Origin of the sequence: Saccharothrix sp. S26 (assembly GCF_021390395.1) — a bacterium.
Classification (GTDB): domain Bacteria; phylum Actinomycetota; class Actinomycetes; order Mycobacteriales; family Pseudonocardiaceae; genus Actinosynnema.
Genome location: NZ_JAJUWT010000024.1, coordinates 103,503 through 122,917, shown reverse-complemented (window position 1 = coordinate 122,917; position 19,415 = coordinate 103,503). Strand labels below are relative to the sequence as shown.

Here is a 19,415-nt window from a genome sequence, read left to right as displayed (position 1 = left end):
TTGAGCGCATGCTTGTATTCAGCAACTAGTTGGTTGATGCAAGCAAACGGAGTGTGCGATGGCGACCCCGCTGAGTGACGAGGTGCGAGCCGACGAGCTCGCCCTGGCCGACCGACTCGGCATGGCCCTGGTGCGCATGAACAAGATGCACGCCTGCGTCGCCGCGCACATGAGCAAGTCGGGCCTGGACAAGGCGTCCTTCGTGCTGCTGGCCAACCTCGCCAACCTGGGGCCGTCCCGCTCCAGCGCACTGGCCGAGGCGGTGTTCTCCGACCCGTCCACGGTCAGCCGCCAGGTGGCGACGCTGGTCAAGGACGGCCTGGTGGAGCGCCGGGCCGACCCGGAGGACGGCCGGGCGAGCGTGCTGGCGGTGACCGAGGCCGGCGAACGCCTGCTCGCCGAGCGCCGCGCGCAGCGCAACCTCGCGCTGGCCCGCCTGTTCACGGACTGGTCCCCGCAGGAGTGGACCGAGTTCATCGAGTACTTCGAGCGCTTCGTGGGGGACTACGAGAAGGCGCTACCGGATTTCATCGCTGAGAGCGGACTGGGGCCGCGCTCAGAAGGGGAGAAGTGATGTCGGAAACGACAACCCGAGCGGACGCGCCGCCACCCGGCGCCGCCCTGCTCACCCACCGGCAGATCCTGACGATCCTGTCGGGCCTGCTGCTCGGGCTGTTCCTGGCCGCGCTCGACCAGATGATCGTGGCCACGGCCATGAAGACCATCGCGGACGAGCTGCACGGCCAGACGCTCCAGGCGTGGGCGACCACCGCGTACCTGATCACCGCGACGATCTCCACGCCGCTGTACGGCAAGCTGTCCGACATCTACGGCCGCAAGCCGATGTACCTGACCGCGATCTCGCTGTTCCTCGCGGGCTCGCTGCTGTCCGGCATCGCGAACTCGATGTACGAGCTGGCCGCGTTCCGCGCGGTGCAGGGCCTGGGCGCGGGTGGCCTCATGTCGCTGGCCATGGCGATCCTGGCGGACATCACCTCGCCGCGTGAGCGCAGCCGTTACACGGGCTACTTCATGGCGGTGTTCGGCATCTCCAGCGTCGCGGGCCCGGTCGTCGGCGGCCTGTTCGCGGGCATGGACACGTTCCTGGGCACGGCCGGCTGGCGCTGGGTGTTCCTGATCAACGTGCCGATCGCGCTGGTCGCGCTGGTCGTGGTGGCCAAGGTGCTCAACATCCCGCACAAGCGGGTGAACCACCGCATCGACTTCGTCGGCGCGGGCCTGCTGACCGTCGGCCTGGTGCCGCTGCTGATCGTGGCCGAGCAGGGCCGCGAGTGGGGCTGGGCGTCCGGCACCGCGATCGCCATGTACGTCATCGGCGTGCTGGGCCTGGCCGGTTTCGTGCTCGTAGAGAAGCGCATGGGCGACGAGGGGCTGCTGCCGCTGCGGCTGTTCAAGCGGCAGACGTTCTCGCTCGGCAACACGATCAACTTCATCCTGGGCGTCGGCATGTTCGGCGGCATGGTGTCGCTGCCGCTGTACCTGCAGATCGTGAAGGGCTACACGGCCACCCAGTCCGGCCTGATGATGCTGCCGCTCACGTTCGGCATCATGATGGCGGCGGGCACGAGCGGCAACATCACCGCCAAGACCGGCCGCTACAAGGTGTTCCCGGTCGTCGGGTTCGGCATCATGACGATCGCGCTGTTCCTGTTCAGCACGGTCGGCACGGACACGCCGCTGTTCCAGCCGCTGGTGCTGATGTTCTTCCTGGGCGCCGGCCTGGGTCTGTGCATGCAGACCCTGCTGGTGGCCATCCAGAACGACGCCGAGCCGCGCGACATGGGCGTGGCGACCTCGTCGGCCACGTTCTTCCGCCAGATCGGCGGCACGGTCGGCACCGCGGTGTTCCTGTCGATCCTGTTCAGCACGGTCGGCGACAAGATCGGCGACGCGCTGCGCACGGCGGCGGCCACGCCCGACTTCCAGGCGGCGTTGGCCCGGCCGGAGAACCGCGAGTTCGCCGTCGGCATGCAGACCGGCTCCGGCTTCGACCTGGACAACACCGAGTTCCTGACCAAGCTCGACCCGGTGCTGGCCCGGCCGTTCCTGGACGGCTTCTCCGGCTCGATCGACCTGGTGTTCCTGGTCGGCAGCATGGTCACGCTGGTCGGGTTCGCGGTGATCTGGTTCCTGCGCGAGGTGCCGCTGTCCAACCGCTCCGGGCTGGAGCGGGTGCAGGACGAGAAGGCGGAGGCCGCGCCCGTCGCGATGCACTGACCCGTCGACGACGAAGAGGCCCGCTCCCCGATCGGGGAGCGGGCCTCTCGCACGTCAGTTCGGCGAACCGTGCCGTCAGTGGTGCTCTTCGCCGCGCGCCACGGCGTCCTTCAGGCGCTGGTACGAGCGGACGATCTCGGCCTCGGCCTCGGTGCGGCCGACCCACGTGGCGCCCTCGACGCTCTTGCCCGGCTCCAGGTCCTTGTAGACCTCGAAGAAGTGCTGGATCTCCAGCCGGTAGAACTCGTTGAGGTGGTGGATGTCGCGCAGGTGCTCCGAGCGCGGGTCCTCCGCCGGGACGCAGAGCAGCTTGTCGTCGCCGCCCTTCTCGTCGGTCATCCGGAACATGCCGATCGCGCGCGCCTTGATCAGGCAGCCCGGGAACGTCGGCTCCTGGACGAGCACGAGGGCGTCGAGCGGGTCGCCGTCCTCACCCAGGGTGTCGTCGACGAACCCGTAGTCCGCCGGGTACTGAGTGGCCGTGAACAGGGTCCGGTCCAGCCGGATGCGCCCCGTCTTGTGGTCCATCTCGTACTTGTTGCGGACCCCCTTGGGGATCTCGATGGTGACGTCGAACTCCACTGCGCGGTCCTCGCTCGTCTTCGCCGTTCGTTACGCCACTAGTGTGGACTACGACGTCTCGTCAACCCCTTGCCGAGGGTGTGACGTTGCCCGTACTCGACCGCGGAGGACTGCGTGCCCGACGAGCCATCGTGGCCGACCGTTGACGGCGACGAGGTCGACCGCGAGCCGCCGACGGTGCAGGTCAGGCGGCCTGACCCGCCCACCATGAGGATCGCCGCGCCGGTGCCCGCCACACCCGCGCCGGTGCCGCCGAAGCCCTCCCCGACCCCCGCCGGGCCGCCGCCGAAAGAGATCAAGTCGGAACCTGAACCGGTCCCTGAACCGATCACGCAACGTGAAGAACCGCCGCCGCCGGCCCGGCGACGCAAGCGTCCGTTCGTGGTGGCCGCGGCGGTGCTGCTGGTGATCGCGCTCGCCGGCGCGGCGGTGGTCGGCACGCAGCGGGGCTGGTTCGACGCCACGCCCGCCGCGACGACGGCCGCGCCGCTGCCGCCCGCGCCGGTGTCGTTGGCGATGAAGGGCGTCGGCGCGGACGGCACCCCGCCCACGCCCGCCGGCGTGCGGGCGGTGCTGGCCGGTCCGGCGGGCAACGGGCTGCTGGCGCCGTTGACGGGCGTCGTGGTGGACCCGGCCACCGGCACCGCGCTGTGGAACCAGGGCGAGACGGCGGCGCAGACGCCCGCGTCCACCATCAAGATCCTCACCGCGGCGGCGGCGCTGCTGACCCTCGACCACACGTCCCAGCTGTCGACCAAGGTCGTGCGGGGCGCGCAGCCGGGGACGGTGGTGCTCGTCGGTGGCGGCGACCCGACGTTGTCGTCCCTGCCCGCCGGGCAGCCGACCGTGTACCCCGGCGCGGCCACGATCGACGACCTGGCCGCGCAGGTGCGCGCGTCCGCCGGCCAGGTGACGCAGGTGCAGTACGACGTGTCGCGCTACGTCGGCCCCGGCACCGCGCCCGGCTGGCACCCCGACGACGTGCCGGGCGGGTACGTCGCGCCGATCGAGCCCGTGATGCTGGACGGCGGGCGTGAGGACCCGACGAAGGACGAGGTGCGGCGCACGTCGACCCCCGCCGCGGCGGCCGCGCAGGCGCTCGCGCAGCGGCTGGGCGTGACGGCGGTGGCGGCGGGTGCGGCGGCACCGGGCGCGCAGGTGCTCGGCGAGGTGAAGTCCGTGCCGGTGGACCAGCTGGTCGAGAACCTGATGCAGATCTCGGACAACGTGCTGGCCGAGGTGATGGCTCGGGAGGTGGCCAAGGCGCGCGGGCTGGAGCCGTCGTTCGCGGGGGCGGCGCAGGCGGTGCGGGACGTGCTGACCGAGCACGGGTTCGACCTGTCGACGTCCACGATCGTGGACGGCAGCGGGTTGTCGCCGAACGACAAGGTGCCCGCGAAGCTGCTCGCGGACGTCCTCGTGGCGGCGGCGAAGCCGGACGCGTCGGACCCGAAGACGGCGAAGCTGCGGCCGTTGTTGACGGCCCTGCCGGTGGCCGGCGGCAGCGGCACGCTGGCGAGCCGTTACGAGCAGTGGGGCGCGGGCGGGCGCGGCTGGGTGCGGGCCAAGACGGGCACGCTGACCGCCGTGAACACGCTGGCGGGCGTCGTGGTGGACACCGACGGGCGGCTGCTGGTGTTCGCGTTCATGTCGGGCAACGCCGGCAGCACCGCCGAGGTGCGCGGGGCGTTGGACGAGATGGCCGCCGCACTGCGCAGCTGCGGCTGCTGAGCCGTCCTGAGCGTTGAACTCACCGGTCGCGAACGTAGGACTCTCGCGTTCCGAACGTAGGACTCGCGCGCGAGTCCTACGTTCGGGTTGCGTGTGTCGAACCTTCGGGACCGGTGAGTTCTACGTTCGGGCGGCTCGCGCAGGTAGCGTCAGGAGCGTGAACCCGGCGACGCAGGACCGCAGTGCCCCGGTCGATTGGGCCCTGGCCGTCACCACGGCGACCAGGCTCGTCCGCCCCGGCCCGATCGTGCCCAGAGCCGAGGCCGACGTGGCCGTGCACCGCCTGCGCGAGCTCGCCGTCGACGCCGAGGTGCACGTGCGCGAGCTCACCGGCCTCGGCCACGGCCTGCCGCTGCGGCAGGGCGAGGTGGTCGACCGGCCCGGCTGGGTCCGCGCCGCCGTGCAGGGCCTCGCCGCCCTCACCGACGGCGCCCTGCCCAAGCAGTCCGGCGCGCTCAGCGGCGTCCTCGCGGGCACGGCGGGCGTCCAGGCGGGCGTCGTGGTGGCGTTCCTCAGCGGCCGGGTGCTCGGCCAGTACGACCCGTTCTCCGGCGGCGGCAGGCTGCTGCTGGTCGCGCCGAACATCGTCGGCGCGCAGCGGGCGCTGGACGTCTCCGGCGAGGACTTCAGCATGTGGGTCTGCCTGCACGAGGGCACGCACCGCCTCCAGTTCACCGCCGTGCCGTGGCTCGCCGAGCACTTCGCGGGCCTGGTCGCCACCCTGCTCGGCAGCATGGACGACAGCTCCGGGCCACGCCTGCGCGACCTGCCCAAGCGGCTGCGCGAGGCGGGTGGGCTGGTGGAGCTGCTCCAGAGCCCCGGCCAGCGCGAGGTGCTGGACCGGCTCATCGCCCTGTCGACGCTGCTGGAGGGCCACGCGGACCACGTGATGGATGCCGTCGGCCCGGACGTCGTGCCGTCGGTGCGCACCATCCGCGAGCGCTTCACCGCCCGCCGCCAGGGCGGCGGCGTGCTCGACCGCGTACTGCGCACCCTGCTGGGCGTGGAGGCGAAGGTCCGCCAGTACGCCGAGGGCGCGGCGTTCACCGGGCACGTGGTCGACGCGGTCGGCATGGACCGCTTCAACACCGTCTGGACCAGCCCCGACACGCTCCCGACGCGCGCCGAGATCGCTGACCCGGCGGGCTGGCTGCGTCGCGTCCAACCGTGAACGGACCGCTCGCCGAGGTGCGCACCGCGGTCAAGCGCTTCCTCGCCGAACACCGGCCCGAGCGGGTCGCGGTGGCCGTCAGCGGCGGCGCGGACTCGCTCGCCCTGGCCGCCGTCACGGCCGGCCTCACCGAGGCGTCCGCCGTCGTCGTGGACCACGGCCTGCAAGCCGACTCCGCGCAGGTCGCCGCACGGGCCGCGGGCACGTGCCGCGAGCTCGGCCTCACCGCCGAGGTGCGTCGCGTGCACGTCACCGGATCGGGTGGACCTGAGGCGGCTGCCCGCAAGGCCAGGTACGCGGCGCTGAGACCGCAGCGCGGCCTGGTCCTGCTCGGCCACACCCGGGACGACCAGGCCGAGACCGTCCTGCTGGGCCTGGGCCGCGGCTCCGGGCCGCGCAGCATCGCCGGGATGCGCCCGCACGACCCGCCGTGGGGCCGTCCGCTGCTGCGCGTGTCCCGCGCCACGACCAGGGCCGCCTGCGCCGAGCTGGGCCTGGCGCCGTGGGACGACCCGCACAACGAAGACCCCCGCTACACGCGGGTCCGCCTGCGCCGCGAGGTCCTGCCGCTGCTGGAGGAGGTGCTCCAGGGCGGGGTGGCCGACGCCCTGGCCCGCACGGCGGCGCACCTGCGCGAGGACTGCGACGCCCTGGACGAGCTGGCCGAGGCGTTCGACGGCGACCGCTGCTCGGTGGCCGAGGTCGAGCGGCTGCCGACGGCGCTGCGGCGGCGCGTGCTGCGGCGGTGGCTGCTGGAGGAGAAGGTGCCCGAGTTGTCCGACTCGCACCTGCGCCGGGTGGACGCGCTGGTGAGCGAGTGGCGCGGGCAGGGCGGTGTGTGGCTGCCCGGCGGCTTTGTGGCGCGGCGTGCGCATGGCAGGCTGCGAGTGGAACCAGTGCAGTCATGACAAAAGGGGAACCGTCCGTGTACGACGGCGACATCAGTTCCGTGCTCATCAGCGAGCAGGAGATCAGCGACAAGGTCTCCGAGCTGGCCAACAAGGTCGCGGCTGACTACCCGGCCGACGGCGGGAACGACCTGGTGCTGATCACCGTGCTCAAGGGCGCGGTGATGTTCATGACCGACCTGGCCAGGGCGTTGCCGGTGCCGGTGCAGCTGGAGTTCATGGCGGTGAGCTCCTACGGCTCGTCGACCTCGTCCTCCGGCGTGGTGCGCATCCTCAAGGACCTCGACCGAGACATCGCGGACCGCGACGTGATCATCGTCGAGGACATCATCGACTCCGGCCTCACGCTGTCGTGGCTGCTCAAGAACCTGGCCTCGCGCAAGCCCCGGTCGCTGGAGGTCTGCACGCTGCTGCGCAAGCCCGACGCGGTCAAGGTCGAGGTGCCGGTGAAGTACGTCGGCTTCGAGATCCCGAACGAGTTCGTGGTGGGCTACGGCCTGGACTACGCCGAGCGCTACCGCGACCTGCCCTACATCGGCACCTTGGACCCGAAGGTCTACTCGAGCTGACGACGTGGTCGGGGGGCGGCCTCGTGCAGGGACCGCCCCCCGATCACGGGTGGCTCAGCAGTTGGGCCGGCAACGCCGCTGCGAGATGCCGTCCAGCAGCACGCCGCGGATGTCCTCGGGCTCCATCGCCTGGTACGCCTTGCCGCCGGTGGCCTCGGCGATCTGCCGCAACGCGTTCATGTCCGCGTCCGCGCCCAGCCCCACCATGATCATCGGCACCGGTCGGGCCGGGTCGACCTCGCGCTTGAGCGTCGCCACCAGGGTGGGCAGGTCGATGCTGGAGATGTCGTCGTTGCTGCCGTCGGTGATCAGCGTGACGGAATTGATCTTCGACGGGTCGTAGGTCTGCTGCACGTGCCGGAACGCGGCCAGCGCCGTCTCGTGCAGCGACGTGCCGCCGCCGACCAGGCCGGGCAGGTTGCCCGCGCCCTTCTGCAGCTGCACCCGCCGGGGCGCGCCGCCGATCGGCTCGCCCAGCGGACCCATCGGGACCAGCTCGATCCAGTCGTTCGGCGGCTTCTTGTTCGTGGAGAACGCCCACAAGCCGATCTCCGAGGTGTCCGGCAGCATCCCCAACGCGGTCAGCGCCGCCTCGCGGGCCGCCTCGACCCGGGTCTGGCCGTTGCTCATCTTCTCGGCCATCGAGCCGGACACGTCCAGCACGGCCAGCAGCCGGGTGTCCAGGTTCACCGCGCCCCACGTGCGCAGCAGCTCGGAGACCTGGTCGGGGTCGGGCGTCTTGAGCACGGCCACGTCGTCGCCGCGCACGCCGTCCTCCTCGTTGGTCCAGCCGCCGGGGGCCTTGCCGTCGGGCGTGCGGAACCCGGCCTCGGCGAACCGCTGGGCGGTTCGGCCGGCGCGCAACGCCTTGGCGAAGCCCTCCGCGGCCTGCGCGGTGCCCGCCTGCTCGCTCACGCGGTTCACCCGCACCAGCGGGTAGTCGAACGCGACCGTGCCCTCCTTGGGGTAGGAGGCGACGACCCGGCGCGACGCGGCCGCGCGGTTGGCCGCCAGCACCGACTGCTCCGAAGCGGTGAACACCGGCGCGTTCTCCTCGCCCTGCGCGACCTTGCCGAACGCGTCGCGCACCGACGGCAGCGCGTTGCGGCCGACCCGCAGCAGCGCGCCGATCAGCTCCGGCTTCGGCGTGCCGTCCGGGTTGCCGAGCTGCGCGCGGATGACCGCGAGCGTGGCCAGGCCCTCGGTGGACGTGGTCGGGTCGCTCAACGTCACCGGCACCTTGGGGTCGACGACCTTGGCCCAGCTCACGGGCGTGATCGGCCAGCCGAGCGCGGTCATCGCGGGCTCCGAGCCCGCGATCACCAGCGGCGAGCTGGCCAGCGGGTCGCCGATGTCCAGCCGCGGTGCTTCCTCGCCCTCGTCGCCCGCGTGCCGCTGGGCCTCCGCGGCCCACATCGACGAGTCCGGCACCCACAGCGCGGGCGGGTTGATCTGGGCGGTGGGCAGCTCGTTGGCCACGTCGGCCGCGCCGCGCGCCTCGACCTGCACCTGGACGCACCTGCCGTCCACCACGGGCTGGGTGGCCTGGTAGTCGTCGGCCGCGCCGCGCACGACCTCCTCGATCGCGGGCGTGACCGCGATCTTGAGGGGTAGGGTGCCCCTGCACTCGGGCCCGCTGGTGGCTCGCAGCGCCACCACCGTGACGCCCGCCGCGGCGATGACGCCGATCAGGGCGCCGACGGGCAGGAGGACGCGGCGGAGGCGGCCGGGGCCGTCCGGGTTGCGAGCTGCCATGGCTTCGTACCTTCGGTCGGTGTTCACCCTTTCGGGTGCGCGAAGAACACTCGGTGGTTGCCGAGGATGACACGGCTCACTCACATGACAAACTCTCGTGTTCTACGTCACGCGAGTGTCGCTCACGTGGTCGCTACCTGCTGGTAGCGAGTCACCCTTGGTGAGTGTTACGGGCACGGCCCCCGCCCGGTTCATGATCGATTCCCCCGACCGGTTGAACCTCGCTGACCTGCGGCGCGTGTTCACGGTCACCACGGGAACCCGGGGCCGTCCTCGCCCGTTGGTCCGGCAAGACGCGACAGGGCCCGCACGCGGAGCGCTTCGCCCGAGCCATGGGCGGTAGTCTGGTCGGACGGGTGTGCCCGTCTGCGCCCGTCGACAAGTCAGGGAGGGTCGAGGCCGCCCGCCGGCCGTAAGTGCATGGACCGCAAGCGCCTGCTTCGCAACCCGCTGCTGTGGATCGTGGCGGTGTTGCTGCTCTTTTACGCCTTCAACGTGCTCTTCGACGACAACCGGGGCTACACCCCGATCAAGACGTCCCAGGCACTGCAACAGATCAGGGACGGCCAGGTCAAGGAAGCCACGATCGAGGACAAGGAGCAGCTCCTCAAGCTCACCCTCAACGACGGGGTGACCGTCGAGGGCAGCAACCGCGTGCGCGCCCAGTTCCCGGCGAGCTCGACGGACGAGGTCTTCACCATCCTCGACCAGGCGAGCAACAAGCCGGTCGTCGAGACCAAGGTCACCCAGGACTCGTTCCTGATGCAGATGCTGCTGTACCTGGTCCCGCTCGGCCTGCTGCTGCTCCTGCTGATGTGGATGATGAACAACGCCCAGGGCGGGGGCAACCGCGTCCTGAACTTCGGCAAGTCCAAGGCCAAGCAGCTGTCCAAGGACATGCCCAAGACGACGTTCGGCGACGTCGCGGGCGCCGAAGAGGCCGTCGAAGAGCTCTACGAGATCAAGGACTTCCTGCAGAACCCGGGCCGCTACCAGGCCCTGGGCGCGAAGATCCCCAAGGGCGTGCTGCTGTACGGCCCGCCCGGCACCGGCAAGACGCTGCTCGCGCGCGCCGTGGCCGGCGAGGCCGGGGTGCCGTTCTACTCGATCTCCGGCTCGGACTTCGTGGAGATGTTCGTCGGTGTCGGCGCCTCCCGGGTGCGCGACCTGTTCGAGCAGGCCAAGCAGAACGCGCCGTGCATCATCTTCGTCGACGAGATCGACGCGGTCGGCCGCCACCGCGGCGCGGGCCTCGGCGGTGGCCACGACGAGCGCGAGCAGACGCTCAACCAGCTGCTGGTGGAGATGGACGGCTTCGACTCGCGCGGCGGGATCATCCTGATCGCGGCGACCAACCGGCCCGACATCCTCGACCCCGCGCTGCTGCGCCCCGGCCGGTTCGACCGGCAGATCCCGGTGTCCGCGCCGGACCTGAAGGGCCGCAAGCAGATCCTGCGCGTGCACGCCAAGGGCAAGCCGTTGGCCCCCGAGACGGACCTGGACGGCCTGGCCAAGCGCACCGTCGGCTTCTCCGGCGCCGACCTGGCCAACGTGATCAACGAGGCCGCGCTGCTCACCGCGCGCCAGAACGGCACGGTCATCACCGGCGCCGCGCTGGAGGAGTCGGTGGACCGCGTCATCGGCGGCCCGGCCCGCAAGAGCCGGATCATCTCCGAGAAGGAGAAGAAGATCACCGCCTACCACGAGGCCGGGCACGCCCTGGCCGCGTGGGCGATGCCGGACATCGACCCGGTCTACAAGGTCACGATCCTGGCCCGCGGCCGGACGGGCGGTCACACCCTGTCCGTGCCCGAGGAGGACAAGGACCTGATGACCAGGTCCGAGATGATCGCCCGGCTGGTGTTCGCGCTGGGCGGCCGCTCCGCCGAGGAGCTGGTCTTCCACGAGCCGACCACGGGCGCGTCCAACGACATCGAGCAGGCGACCAAGATCGCCCGCGCGATGGTCACCGAGTACGGCATGTCCGCCCGGCTCGGCGCGGTCAAGTACGGCCAGGAGCAGGGCGAGCCGTTCCTCGGCCGCACCGCGGGCCGGCAGGCCGACTACTCGCTCGAGGTCGCGCACGAGATCGACGAGGAAGTCCGCGAGCTGATCGAGGCCGCGCACACCGAGGCGTACGAGGTGCTCAACACCTACCGCGACGTGCTCGACGCGCTGACGCTGGAGCTGATCGAGAAGGAGACGCTGCACCAGAAGGACCTGGAGCGGATCTTCGCCAAGGTCGAGAAGCGCCCGCGGATCACCAAGTTCAACGACTTCGGGCACCGCACCCCGTCGGACAAGCCGCCGGTCAAGACCCCGGCGGAACTGGCCAAGGAGCGCGGCGAGCCGTGGCCGCCCGCGATCGAGGACACCCTCGACGCGGACCCGCGGATCCCGGACCCGGTGCCCGCGCCGCCGAACGGCCACCACGGCGCCCAGCCGCAGCCGTACCAGCCGCAGCCCTACCAGCAGCCGCAGCCGCAGCAGCAGCCCTACCCGCCGCAGCCGCAGCACCCGTCGTCCGGCCCGCCGAACTACGGCGCGCCGCCCGGGTGGACGCCCGCGACGGTGCCCGGCGGCGGTGCCCACTCGCACGGCGCGCAGCCGCCGCAGTGGCAGCCGGAGCCGACGGACGCGGAAGCGGGCAAGCGGTCCTTCGACACCGACCCGGACAACCGCACGTGACCGAGCACGGCACCGCGATCGACCAGACCGGCCCCTCCGCGAACGGGGGGGCCGGTCTCGCGCGCCGGCCCTTCGACCAGCGGCGGGCCGAGGCGGCGGTGCGCGAGCTGCTGCTCGCGTGCGGTGAGGACCCGGAGCGCGAGGGGCTGCGCGACACGCCCGCCCGGGTGGCGCGGGCGTACCGGGAGCTGTTCGCCGGGCTGCACACCGACCCGGACGGCGTGCTGGCCAGGACGTTCGACGAGAGCCACGAGGAGCTGGTGCTGGTCACCGACATCCCGATGTTCTCGTTCTGCGAGCATCACCTGCTGCCGTTCCACGGCGTCGCGCACGTCGGGTACATCCCGAACGAGCACGGCCGGGTCACCGGGCTGTCGAAGTTGGCCCGGCTGGTCGACCTGTACGCCAAGCGGCCCCAGGTGCAGGAGCGGCTGACGTCGCAGGTCGCGGACGCGCTGATGCGCCGGCTCGAACCGCGCGGGGTGATCGTGGTGGTCGAGGCCGAGCACCTGTGCATGGCCATGCGCGGCGTGCGCAAGCCGGGCTCGCGGACCACCACGTCGGCGGTGCGCGGGCTGCTGCGCACCTCGGCGTCGTCGCGCTCGGAGGCGATCGAGCTGATCAAGGGACGTACCCGGTGAGCGTGCCCAGGCCGGGGCACTGCGTGGTGATGGGCGTGCTCAACGTCACCCCGGACTCGTTCTCCGACGGCGGCCGGTACCTCGACCTGGACGACGCCGTGGCGCACGGCGTGGCCATGTTCCGGCGCGGCGCGGACCTGGTGGACGTCGGCGGCGAGTCGACGCGCCCCGGCGCGGGCCGGGTGTCGCCGGACGTGGAGGCCGCCCGGGTCGCCCCGGTGATCCGGGCGCTGGTCGCCGAGGGCGTGCCGGTCAGCGTGGACACCACGCGGGCGGAGGTGGCGCGGGCCGCGCTGGACGCGGGCGCGTCGATCGTCAACGACGTGTCCGGCGGGCTGGCCGACCCGGCGATGGCGCCGCTGGTGGCGTCGGCGGGCGTGCCGTACGTGCTGATGCACTGGCGCGGGCACAGCGACCGGATGGACCGGCTGGCCGTGTACGACGACGTGGTGCGCGACGTGCGCGACGAGCTGTGCCGCCGGGTGGACGCCGCCCTGGCCGCCGGTGTCGCGTCCGACGCCATCATCCTCGACCCCGGCCTGGGGTTCGCCAAGGACGCCACGCACAACTGGCAGTTGCTGCACGGCCTCGACGCGTTGCTGGAGCTGGGTTTCCCGGTGCTGGTCGGCGCGTCGCGCAAGCGGTTCCTCGGCGCGCTGCTGGGCGGTCGCGCCCCGGACGGCCGGGAGGACGCGACCGCGGCGGTGTCGGCGTTGGCGGCGTTCGCGGGCGCGTGGGGCGTGCGGGTGCACGACGTCGACCGGTCGTTGGACGCGGTCGCGGTGGCTCGGGCCTGGAGGAGCGGAGGTGCCCACTGACGTGAGCGTCCCAGCGGAGGTTTCCGACCGGATCTCGTTGCGGGGCCTGCGGGTGCGCGGGTTCCACGGCGTGTTCGAGCACGAGAAGCGCGACGGGCAGGACTTCCTGGTCGACGTCACCGCGTGGCTGGACCTGTCGCGCGCGGCGGCCACGGACGACCTGCGCGAGACGCTGCACTACGGCGAGCTGGCCGAGCGCGCGGCGGCCATCGTGGCGGGCGGGCCGTACGACCTGATCGAGACGGTCGCGGGCAAGATCGCCGACGAGGTGATGACCGACCTGCGGGTGCGGGCGACCGAGGTGACCGTGCACAAGCCGTCCGCGCCGATCCCGCTGGCGTTCGAGGACGTCTCGGTGACGATCAGGCGCACGCGTGACTAGGGCGGTGCTGTCGCTCGGGTCGAACCTGGGCGACCGGCTGGGCCACCTGCGGCTCGCGGTGGCCGGGTTCGCCGACGTGCTGGTGGCGGCGTCGCCGGTGTACGAGACCGCGCCGTGGGGCGTGACGGACCAGGACGACTTCCTCAACGCGGTGCTGATCGTGTCCGGCGACGTGGACGAGTGGGGTTGGCTGCGGCGCGGCCAGGAGCTGGAGCGGGCGGCCGGGCGGGTCCGGGAGCGGCGGTGGGGCCCGCGCACGCTGGACGTGGACGTCGTCACGGTGGACGGCGTGCGCTCGTCCGACCCGGAACTGCTGCTGCCGCACCCCGGCACGCACGAACGCGCGTCCGTGCTCGCCCCGTGGCTGGACGTGGAGCCGGACGCCGTCGTGCCGGGGCACGGTCCCGCGCGCGACCTGCTGGCCCGCCTGGGGCTGGACGGGGTCACCCGCAGGGATGACCTGCGCCTGACGTGAACGGCGCTGCGGTGCGCGTGCGGCGGGGTTAGCGTGGGCGCGGAGGTGGCGCGATGAGCAACGCGGTCACTTACGACGCCGCCCGGCGGCGGATCATCAGCCTGGCCACCGGCGGCGACCCCGAAGCCCCCGTCGCCGCCTGTCCGGGGTGGACGGTCCGGGACGTGGTGGCGCACCTGGCCGTCGGGTTGGGCGACTTCGCCGAGCAGCGGTTCGAGGGCGTCGCGGACGGCTCCTGGGGCGAGCGGCACGTCACCGAGCGGCGCGGCCGGAGCATGGGTGAGCTGCTGGTCGAGTGGGAGCGCAACTTCCAGGTCGCCGAAGGGCTGTTCGACTCGCCGATGGGCGCGGTGCTGATCGCGGAGATCATCTCGCACGAGCACGACATCCGCACCGCGCTGGGACGGCCCGGCGAGCGGGACAACGTGGCCGTGCGGGCGGCGCTGACGCGACCGTTGCAGGAATTGGACAAGCGGCTTCGGGAACAGCACCTGCCCGCGCTGAGGGTCACGCTGGAGCACGGCGACCGGGTGGTGGGCGAGGGCGAGCCCGCGGGCGGGCTGCGGACGTCGTCGTTCGAGCTGCTGCGGGTGCTGGGCGGTCGGCGCAACGACGAGCAGGTGCGCACCCTGGACTGGGACACCGATCCCGGGCCGTGGCTGCCCGTGCTGTCGCTGTTCGGCAGGCGCGAGACCGCGTTGGTCGAGTAGTCGGGGACGATGGTGGCGTGAGGTTCACCAAGCCCCGTGACCTGCTCGCCGCCGGACTCGTCGCGGGCCTGGTCGCGCACCTGCTGACCAGGCTCGCCTACGACACGCTGCCGCCGCTGCCGACGTTCGCCGGTTTCACCCTGCTGGTGATCGCGATCGTCAACGTGTGGCTGGCGTTCTCGCTGCGCGCCCGCATCCTGCGCAAGCCCGGCGCACGGCCCGTCGAGCCGCTGACCGCGGCGCGGGCGGTGGCGTTCGCCAAGGCGTCGTCGCTACTCGGTGCGATCATGCTCGGCGCCTGGGCGGGGGTGCTGGTGCACGTGCTGCCGGCGCGCGGCGAGTTCGAGGCGGCCGGTCACGACGTGGTGAGCGCGATCGTCGGCGTCGTGTGCTCGGCCGTGCTCATCGCCGCCGCGTTGTGGCTGGAACGGTGCTGCAAGACGCCCGACGACCCGCACCTGGATCAGTAGATACGGACGCGGAGGTCTCAATCGGGTAACTGACCGGTACGGTAGACGCCATGACCGGGCGAGGCGCGTCGGACGATGACGAGCAGCAGGATCGCGGTCGTGGCTCCGGGCGACTACTGCTGGTAGCGGCATTGGCGCTCGCACTCGGTGCCGCGGCGGTGCTGGTGCTGAGCGACAACGCCCGTTGGCTGCGGTTGGCCGTGGTGGCCGCGCTGTGGGCGGCGCTGGTCGGCGCGTTCCTCGCGGCCCGCTACCGCAAGCAGGTCGCCGAGCGCGAGGACGAGGTGGCCGACCTGCAGTCGGTCTACGAGCTCGAGCTGGAGCGCGAGATCGCGGCCCGGCGCGAGTACGAGCTGGAGGTCGAGGCCGAGACCCGCAAGCGCGTGCGGGAGGAGGCCAAGGACGACCTGGAGGCGCTGCGCGGCGAGCTGCGCGCCCTGCGGGAGAACCTGGAGGCCCTGCTCGGCGGCGAGGTGCTCGTCGAGCGGGTGGCGCTGCGCGCCGAGTCGACCCGGATGCGCGCCCTGTCCGACCAGTCGCGGCTGATGGCGGTGGGCGACCAGCGGATCATCAACGCCGGGCCCGCCGTGCCGGTGACGAAGAAGGCCGCGGACAAGCCGCAGCCCGACCGGACCGAGCTGATCGAGCGGATCGGCGCGGACACCTCGCGCAAGGACCAGGTGCGGCGTCCCGAACCGACGCGCCCGGAGCCCGCGCGGCGCGAGCAGGCGCAGCCCGCGCGGCGTGAGCCCGCCCGTGCGGCGGCCCAGCCGCGCCCGGCGACGCCGGTGGTCGTGCGGCGGGAGCCGGCGAAGGCGGAGCCGACCGAGCGCGTGAACCGGGAGGTGGCGGCGCGGCTGTCGGCCCCCGCGGCACCGGCCCGGCCGGCCGAGCCGTCCAAGACCGAGCACACCGTGCAGCGGCGCAGCCGGGTGGCCGAGCGGACCGAGATGATCAGCCGGGAGGCGTTGGCGGACGCCCCCGTGCGGCGGGCGGGCGAGTCGGCGGGCGAGCAGCGCGCCACGCCGGCGGACGTGCGCCGGGCGTCGACGGCGCGGGCGGAGCTGACGGGCGAGCACCGCCCGGTGCAGGCGCGCCGGCCCCGGGCCGACCTGACCGGCGAGCACCGGCCGGTCGACCCCGTGCGCCGGCCGGACCCGGCGGCCGAGCGGCCGACGGAGGTCCGTCCCGATCCGGTCGTCGAGGCCGCTCGTCGGCCCGCGGCGGGTGAGCCCGTGCGCCGGGTCGTGCGGTCGGAACCGGCCGCCGAGCCCGGTCGACGGCCCGAGCCGACCGGTGAGCACCGGCCCGTCGGTCGCCCCGACCCGGTCGAGCAGGCCCGCGGGCCCGCGGCGCGCGCCGAGCTGACCGGCGAGCACGTGCCGGTGGCCGAACCCGCGCCCCGGAGCCCGGCGGAGGACGAGTCGCGTCGCCGCCGCCCGGCCGAGCCGGAGGTGGTCGGCGGGCGTTCGGCCGATGCCGCGTCGGCCGCCGTGACGCCCGAGGGCCGGCGCCGGGCGGCCGAACCCGAGTCGGGTGGCCGCCGTCGGGCCGAAGAGCACTGGGACTCGTGGGAGGACGCCCCGAAGCCGTCCGGCAGGCGCAGCGCGCCGGAGCCGGTCGAGCCCGCCGGGGCCCACGCGGACGGCAAGTCGGTCAGCGAGCTGCTGGCCGCGTTCGGCGGGGCCGACTCGCCGCGCCGCCGCCGTCGCCGCGAGGACTAGGGCTCACTTGTCGATGTCGCCGACCACCACGGCGAACGACCCGAGCACCGCGGGCAGGTCCGACACCTTCGTGCCGGGCAGCAGCGCGGACAGCGCCTGGACGTTGTTGAACGACGGCGTGCGCAGCTTCAGCCGCCACGGCGTCTTCTCGCCGCGTGACGCGAGGTGCACGCCGGAGGTGCCCAGGGGCGCCTCGACCCAGGTGTAGACCGAGCCCTCGGGCGCCTTGACCGCCTTGGGCAGGCGCAGGTTGACCGGACCGGCCGGCAGGTGGTCCAGGCACTGGCGGACGAGCGCGACCGAGTGGTGGACCTCGTCGACCAGGCAGCGCACGCGGGCCAGCGCGTCGCCCTCGGCGCGCACGACGGGGCGCACGCCGAGGTCGCGGTAGCCGGGCAGCGGGTCGTCGCGGCGCAGGTCGAAGTCCACTCCGGACGCCCGGCCGATCGGGCCGGTGACGCCGTACGCGAGCGCGGCGTCGCGGTCGAGCACCCCGAGGCCCGCCAACCCCTCCGGCGGCTCGCCGGGGTCCACAGTGGACAGCACCTCGCGGACCCGGTCGGTCCAGCCGGCGGGCACGTCCTCGCGCAGGCCGCCGATCCGGTTGGCCATGAAGTGGATCCGGCCGCCGGACGCCTCCTCCAGCACGGCCTGCACCGCGTCGCGGTCCCGCGTGCCGGTGAGCGGCGCGAGGAACACCAGGTGGGCCATGACCCGGTTCAGCTCGCACAGCACGACCCGCAACGCCTGGGCACGCGGCGGGACGTCCATGCCGGTCATGCGCTCGACGGCCAGGGCGACGGCCAGCTCGTTGCAGAAGGCGGCGAGCCAGTCGTGCCGGTTGGCCAGGGTCAGCACCTGCCGGTAGTCGCGGACCTCGAACAGCTTCTCCGCGCCCCGGTGCAGGTGCCCGACCAGCGGGGCGGCGGCCGTGATGACCTCGTCGTCGCGGACGGTCAGCTGCAGCCGGTACGCGCCGTGCGCCGACGGGTGCAGGGGACCGAGGTCGACCACCCGGTCCACGCCCAGGTGGCGCGCGCCGGCGCCCACGCCAACGGTGATCTCCACCGGGTCATGGTCGCACGGCCGCGCCGTCGCGCCGGGCGAGCCCTAACCGCGGGTGATGGCGAACAGGAAGCAGCCGTGGGACACGCTGCGGACCTGGACCTCGGCGACCTCCGGGTCGTCGAGCAGGGCGGCCACGCGGTCGTCGAGGCGGTCGGGCTCCACGACCTCGCCGCCGTGGATCCGGCCGTCGGCGGTGTAGGCGCGCAGGGTGCGCGACGAGTGGCGCAACGCCTCGGGGAACCGCGCCGTGGTCGCCGGCCCGTCGCACGGCTCGGCGTGCGCGAAGACCGGGCCCAGCTCCTCGTACGGCCCGGTGCCGGCGCCCGGCGTGTGGCGGAACAGGACCAGCGGCTCGCCCGGCCCGGCCTTGCGCAGGCAGCAGCGCAGCGGCGCGCCCGGCGACTCGGCGTGCCACTCGTGGTGCTCGTCGGTGCCGGCGAGCTCGCGCGCCCGGTCGAGCACGTCGTCCGGCAGTGCGTGGATCCTCATGCACCCGACCTTCGCCGCGCCCGGTCACGGTCGCCGGCGGTCTTCGGCCGTCGAGCCCGCGGACCGGTCAGGGCCGCCACGGGGGCAGCGGCGGGAGCAGGGCGGACAGGGGCACGCCGACCGCGTGCAGCAACCACCCGAACGAGCCCAGGCCGCCCTCGGCCCGCAGCTCGGCGATCCGGGACGCCCGCTCGGCCGCGGCCAGCCAGTCGGGCTCGCCCGGCGACACCGCCCCGACGAACCCCAGCGCGGCCAGCGCGTCCCGCTGCGACACCAGCACCCACTCGCCGCCGGCCGCCTCGGCGCACGCGTCCAGCGCCACGTGCGCGGTCAGGTCGCACGTGCCGTCGAACACCGGCTCCACCCGCCGGCCGCCCCGGTACGCGGCGAACGTGCCGGCCGCGTACCGGCCCGCCACCCGATCCGCGCGCACGTGCCCGTAGTCCACCGCCAGGGCCGCGCCGCGCTCGACCCGGGACACGGCGTCCGCCCACGCCTCGTCCCTCGGCTGCCCGAGCTCCGCGCGTTCGCCGTCGCGCACCGGCCACCACCGGTCCAGCCACGGGTGCGACGCCGGTCCGGTGACCAACGGGCACGGCACCGCGTCCAACCACTCGTGCCCGACCAGCAACCCGCGCACCGATGACGGCAGCGTCGACCGCCACCGCACGCCCGGCACCGACCGCGCCGGCCCCAGGTCCACCGCCGTCACCACCAGCCGCGCCGCCAGCGAGCCCGAGGCCAGGGCGCGCACCGCGCCCGCCAGCTCGCCGCCGCCCGCGCCCACGTCCACGAAGTCCAGCCGGGCCGGCCGACCCAGCGCGAAGTCCACCCGTTCGAGGAGCACGAGCAGCGCTTCGGCCAGCTCAGGACCCACCAGCGGGGCGGTGCGGAAGTGGTCGGCCGGGACCTCGCCGCGGGTGAAGAACCCCGACGGCCCGTACAGCGCCTCCCGCCAGAGGGCTTCCGAGTCCACCATCGGTCAAGTGTCCCTTT

Annotated in this window: 19 protein-coding genes; 14 read left to right on the top strand and 5 right to left on the bottom strand. The window is 73.3% G+C overall.

The window, feature by feature from the left end:
* The first annotated feature begins 58 nt into the window (after positions 1–58).
* The gene (locus LZG04_RS32900; protein ID WP_233824469.1) at positions 59–574 is read left to right on the top strand and encodes a MarR family winged helix-turn-helix transcriptional regulator; all 516 of its coding nucleotides are present in this window, start codon (positions 59–61) and stop codon (positions 572–574) included.
* Complete coding sequence (locus LZG04_RS32895) at positions 574–2,238, top strand: MDR family MFS transporter (protein ID WP_233824467.1); 1,665 nt, start codon at positions 574–576, stop codon at positions 2,236–2,238. The genes LZG04_RS32900 and LZG04_RS32895 overlap by 1 nt, the downstream gene beginning before the upstream one ends.
* Before the next feature lie 75 nt (positions 2,239–2,313).
* Here the strand turns inward: LZG04_RS32895 and LZG04_RS32890 are convergent, their stop codons facing one another.
* Positions 2,314–2,820 (bottom strand): inorganic diphosphatase, encoded by a 507-nt coding sequence (locus tag LZG04_RS32890; protein WP_233824465.1) that lies wholly within the window; start codon positions 2,818–2,820, stop codon positions 2,314–2,316.
* Positions 2,821–3,201: 381 nt separating this feature from the next.
* Between LZG04_RS32890 and dacB the strand changes: the two genes are divergently transcribed.
* The 4 genes from dacB (at position 3,202) to hpt (ending at position 7,199) form a co-directional block, all read left to right on the top strand.
* On the top strand, positions 3,202–4,551 hold the full coding sequence (gene dacB / locus LZG04_RS32885; RefSeq protein ID WP_233824463.1) for a D-alanyl-D-alanine carboxypeptidase/D-alanyl-D-alanine-endopeptidase: 1,350 nt from the start codon (positions 3,202–3,204) through the stop codon (positions 4,549–4,551).
* A gap of 157 nt (positions 4,552–4,708) precedes the next feature.
* Complete coding sequence (locus LZG04_RS32880; RefSeq protein ID WP_233824461.1) at positions 4,709–5,722, top strand: zinc-dependent metalloprotease; 1,014 nt, start codon at positions 4,709–4,711, stop codon at positions 5,720–5,722.
* A complete protein-coding gene (gene tilS / locus LZG04_RS32875; RefSeq protein ID WP_233824459.1) occupies positions 5,719–6,630 on the top strand; it encodes a tRNA lysidine(34) synthetase TilS in 912 nt (303 codons plus the stop codon). The genes LZG04_RS32880 and tilS overlap by 4 nt, the downstream gene beginning before the upstream one ends.
* Before the next feature lie 17 nt (positions 6,631–6,647).
* Positions 6,648–7,199: a hypoxanthine phosphoribosyltransferase gene (hpt, locus tag LZG04_RS32870; protein ID WP_233824601.1), complete on the top strand. Its 552-nt coding sequence runs from the start codon at positions 6,648–6,650 to the stop codon at positions 7,197–7,199.
* Between the two features lie 54 nt (positions 7,200–7,253).
* Here the strand turns inward: hpt and LZG04_RS32865 are convergent, their stop codons facing one another.
* Complete coding sequence (locus tag LZG04_RS32865) at positions 7,254–8,954, bottom strand: substrate-binding and VWA domain-containing protein (protein WP_233824457.1); 1,701 nt, start codon at positions 8,952–8,954, stop codon at positions 7,254–7,256.
* Positions 8,955–9,374: 420 nt separating this feature from the next.
* Here LZG04_RS32865 and ftsH point away from each other — a divergent pair, with 420 nt between their 5' ends.
* From ftsH to LZG04_RS32825, 8 genes are read left to right on the top strand one after another with little or no spacing between them, the layout of a single operon-like run.
* Positions 9,375–11,642: an ATP-dependent zinc metalloprotease FtsH gene (ftsH, locus tag LZG04_RS32860; RefSeq protein WP_233824455.1), complete on the top strand. Its 2,268-nt coding sequence runs from the start codon at positions 9,375–9,377 to the stop codon at positions 11,640–11,642.
* A gap of 17 nt (positions 11,643–11,659) precedes the next feature.
* Complete coding sequence (gene folE / locus LZG04_RS32855; RefSeq protein WP_233824599.1) at positions 11,660–12,283, top strand: GTP cyclohydrolase I FolE; 624 nt, start codon at positions 11,660–11,662, stop codon at positions 12,281–12,283.
* A gap of 29 nt (positions 12,284–12,312) precedes the next feature.
* Positions 12,313–13,101, top strand: a complete 789-nt coding sequence (gene folP / locus LZG04_RS32850) for a dihydropteroate synthase (protein WP_233824597.1) — start codon at positions 12,313–12,315, stop codon at positions 13,099–13,101.
* Position 13,102: 1 nt separating this feature from the next.
* A complete protein-coding gene (gene folB, locus LZG04_RS32845) occupies positions 13,103–13,483 on the top strand; it encodes a dihydroneopterin aldolase (RefSeq protein ID WP_233824453.1) in 381 nt (126 codons plus the stop codon).
* Positions 13,476–13,958 carry a 2-amino-4-hydroxy-6-hydroxymethyldihydropteridine diphosphokinase gene (folK, locus tag LZG04_RS32840; protein ID WP_233824451.1) on the top strand — a complete coding sequence of 161 codons (483 nt, stop codon included), beginning with the start codon at positions 13,476–13,478 and terminating at the stop codon, positions 13,956–13,958. The genes folB and folK overlap by 8 nt, the downstream gene beginning before the upstream one ends.
* A 53-nt stretch (positions 13,959–14,011) precedes the next feature.
* The gene (locus LZG04_RS32835) at positions 14,012–14,668 is read left to right on the top strand and encodes a maleylpyruvate isomerase family mycothiol-dependent enzyme (protein WP_233824449.1); all 657 of its coding nucleotides are present in this window, start codon (positions 14,012–14,014) and stop codon (positions 14,666–14,668) included.
* A gap of 17 nt (positions 14,669–14,685) precedes the next feature.
* Positions 14,686–15,138, top strand: a complete 453-nt coding sequence (locus LZG04_RS32830) for a DUF3180 domain-containing protein (RefSeq protein ID WP_233824447.1) — start codon at positions 14,686–14,688, stop codon at positions 15,136–15,138.
* 50 nt (positions 15,139–15,188) lie between these two features.
* Entirely contained in the window at positions 15,189–16,862 is a 1,674-nt protein-coding gene (locus tag LZG04_RS32825; RefSeq protein WP_233824445.1) for a DUF6779 domain-containing protein, read from the top strand.
* Between the two features lie 3 nt (positions 16,863–16,865).
* Here LZG04_RS32825 and LZG04_RS32820 read toward each other — a convergent pair whose 3' ends face one another.
* From LZG04_RS32820 to LZG04_RS32810, 3 genes are all read right to left on the bottom strand, one after another.
* Positions 16,866–17,930: an NADH-quinone oxidoreductase subunit D gene (locus LZG04_RS32820; protein ID WP_233824443.1), complete on the bottom strand. Its 1,065-nt coding sequence runs from the start codon at positions 17,928–17,930 to the stop codon at positions 16,866–16,868.
* Positions 17,931–17,972: 42 nt separating this feature from the next.
* Positions 17,973–18,419, bottom strand: coding sequence for a DUF1203 domain-containing protein (locus LZG04_RS32815; RefSeq protein WP_233824441.1), 447 nt, complete (start codon positions 18,417–18,419; stop codon positions 17,973–17,975).
* A gap of 67 nt (positions 18,420–18,486) precedes the next feature.
* The gene (locus tag LZG04_RS32810; RefSeq protein WP_233824439.1) at positions 18,487–19,398 is read right to left on the bottom strand and encodes an SAM-dependent methyltransferase; all 912 of its coding nucleotides are present in this window, start codon (positions 19,396–19,398) and stop codon (positions 18,487–18,489) included.
* Positions 19,399–19,415: the final 17 nt, after the last annotated feature.

Coding starts and splice junctions, on each gene's coding strand:
- LZG04_RS32900 (WP_233824469.1), top strand. CDS start 59: ATGGCGACCCCGCTGAGTGACGAGGTGCGAGCCGACGAGCTCGCCCTG.
- LZG04_RS32895 (WP_233824467.1), top strand. CDS start 574: ATGTCGGAAACGACAACCCGAGCGGACGCGCCGCCACCCGGCGCCGCC.
- LZG04_RS32865 (WP_233824457.1), bottom strand. CDS start 8,954: ATGGCAGCTCGCAACCCGGACGGCCCCGGCCGCCTCCGCCGCGTCCTC.
- ftsH (WP_233824455.1), top strand. CDS start 9,375: ATGGACCGCAAGCGCCTGCTTCGCAACCCGCTGCTGTGGATCGTGGCG.
- folP (WP_233824597.1), top strand. CDS start 12,313: ATGGGCGTGCTCAACGTCACCCCGGACTCGTTCTCCGACGGCGGCCGG.
- LZG04_RS32835 (WP_233824449.1), top strand. CDS start 14,012: ATGAGCAACGCGGTCACTTACGACGCCGCCCGGCGGCGGATCATCAGC.
- LZG04_RS32825 (WP_233824445.1), top strand. CDS start 15,189: ATGACCGGGCGAGGCGCGTCGGACGATGACGAGCAGCAGGATCGCGGT.
- LZG04_RS32815 (WP_233824441.1), bottom strand. CDS start 18,419: ATGAGGATCCACGCACTGCCGGACGACGTGCTCGACCGGGCGCGCGAG.
- LZG04_RS32810 (WP_233824439.1), bottom strand. CDS start 19,398: ATGGTGGACTCGGAAGCCCTCTGGCGGGAGGCGCTGTACGGGCCGTCG.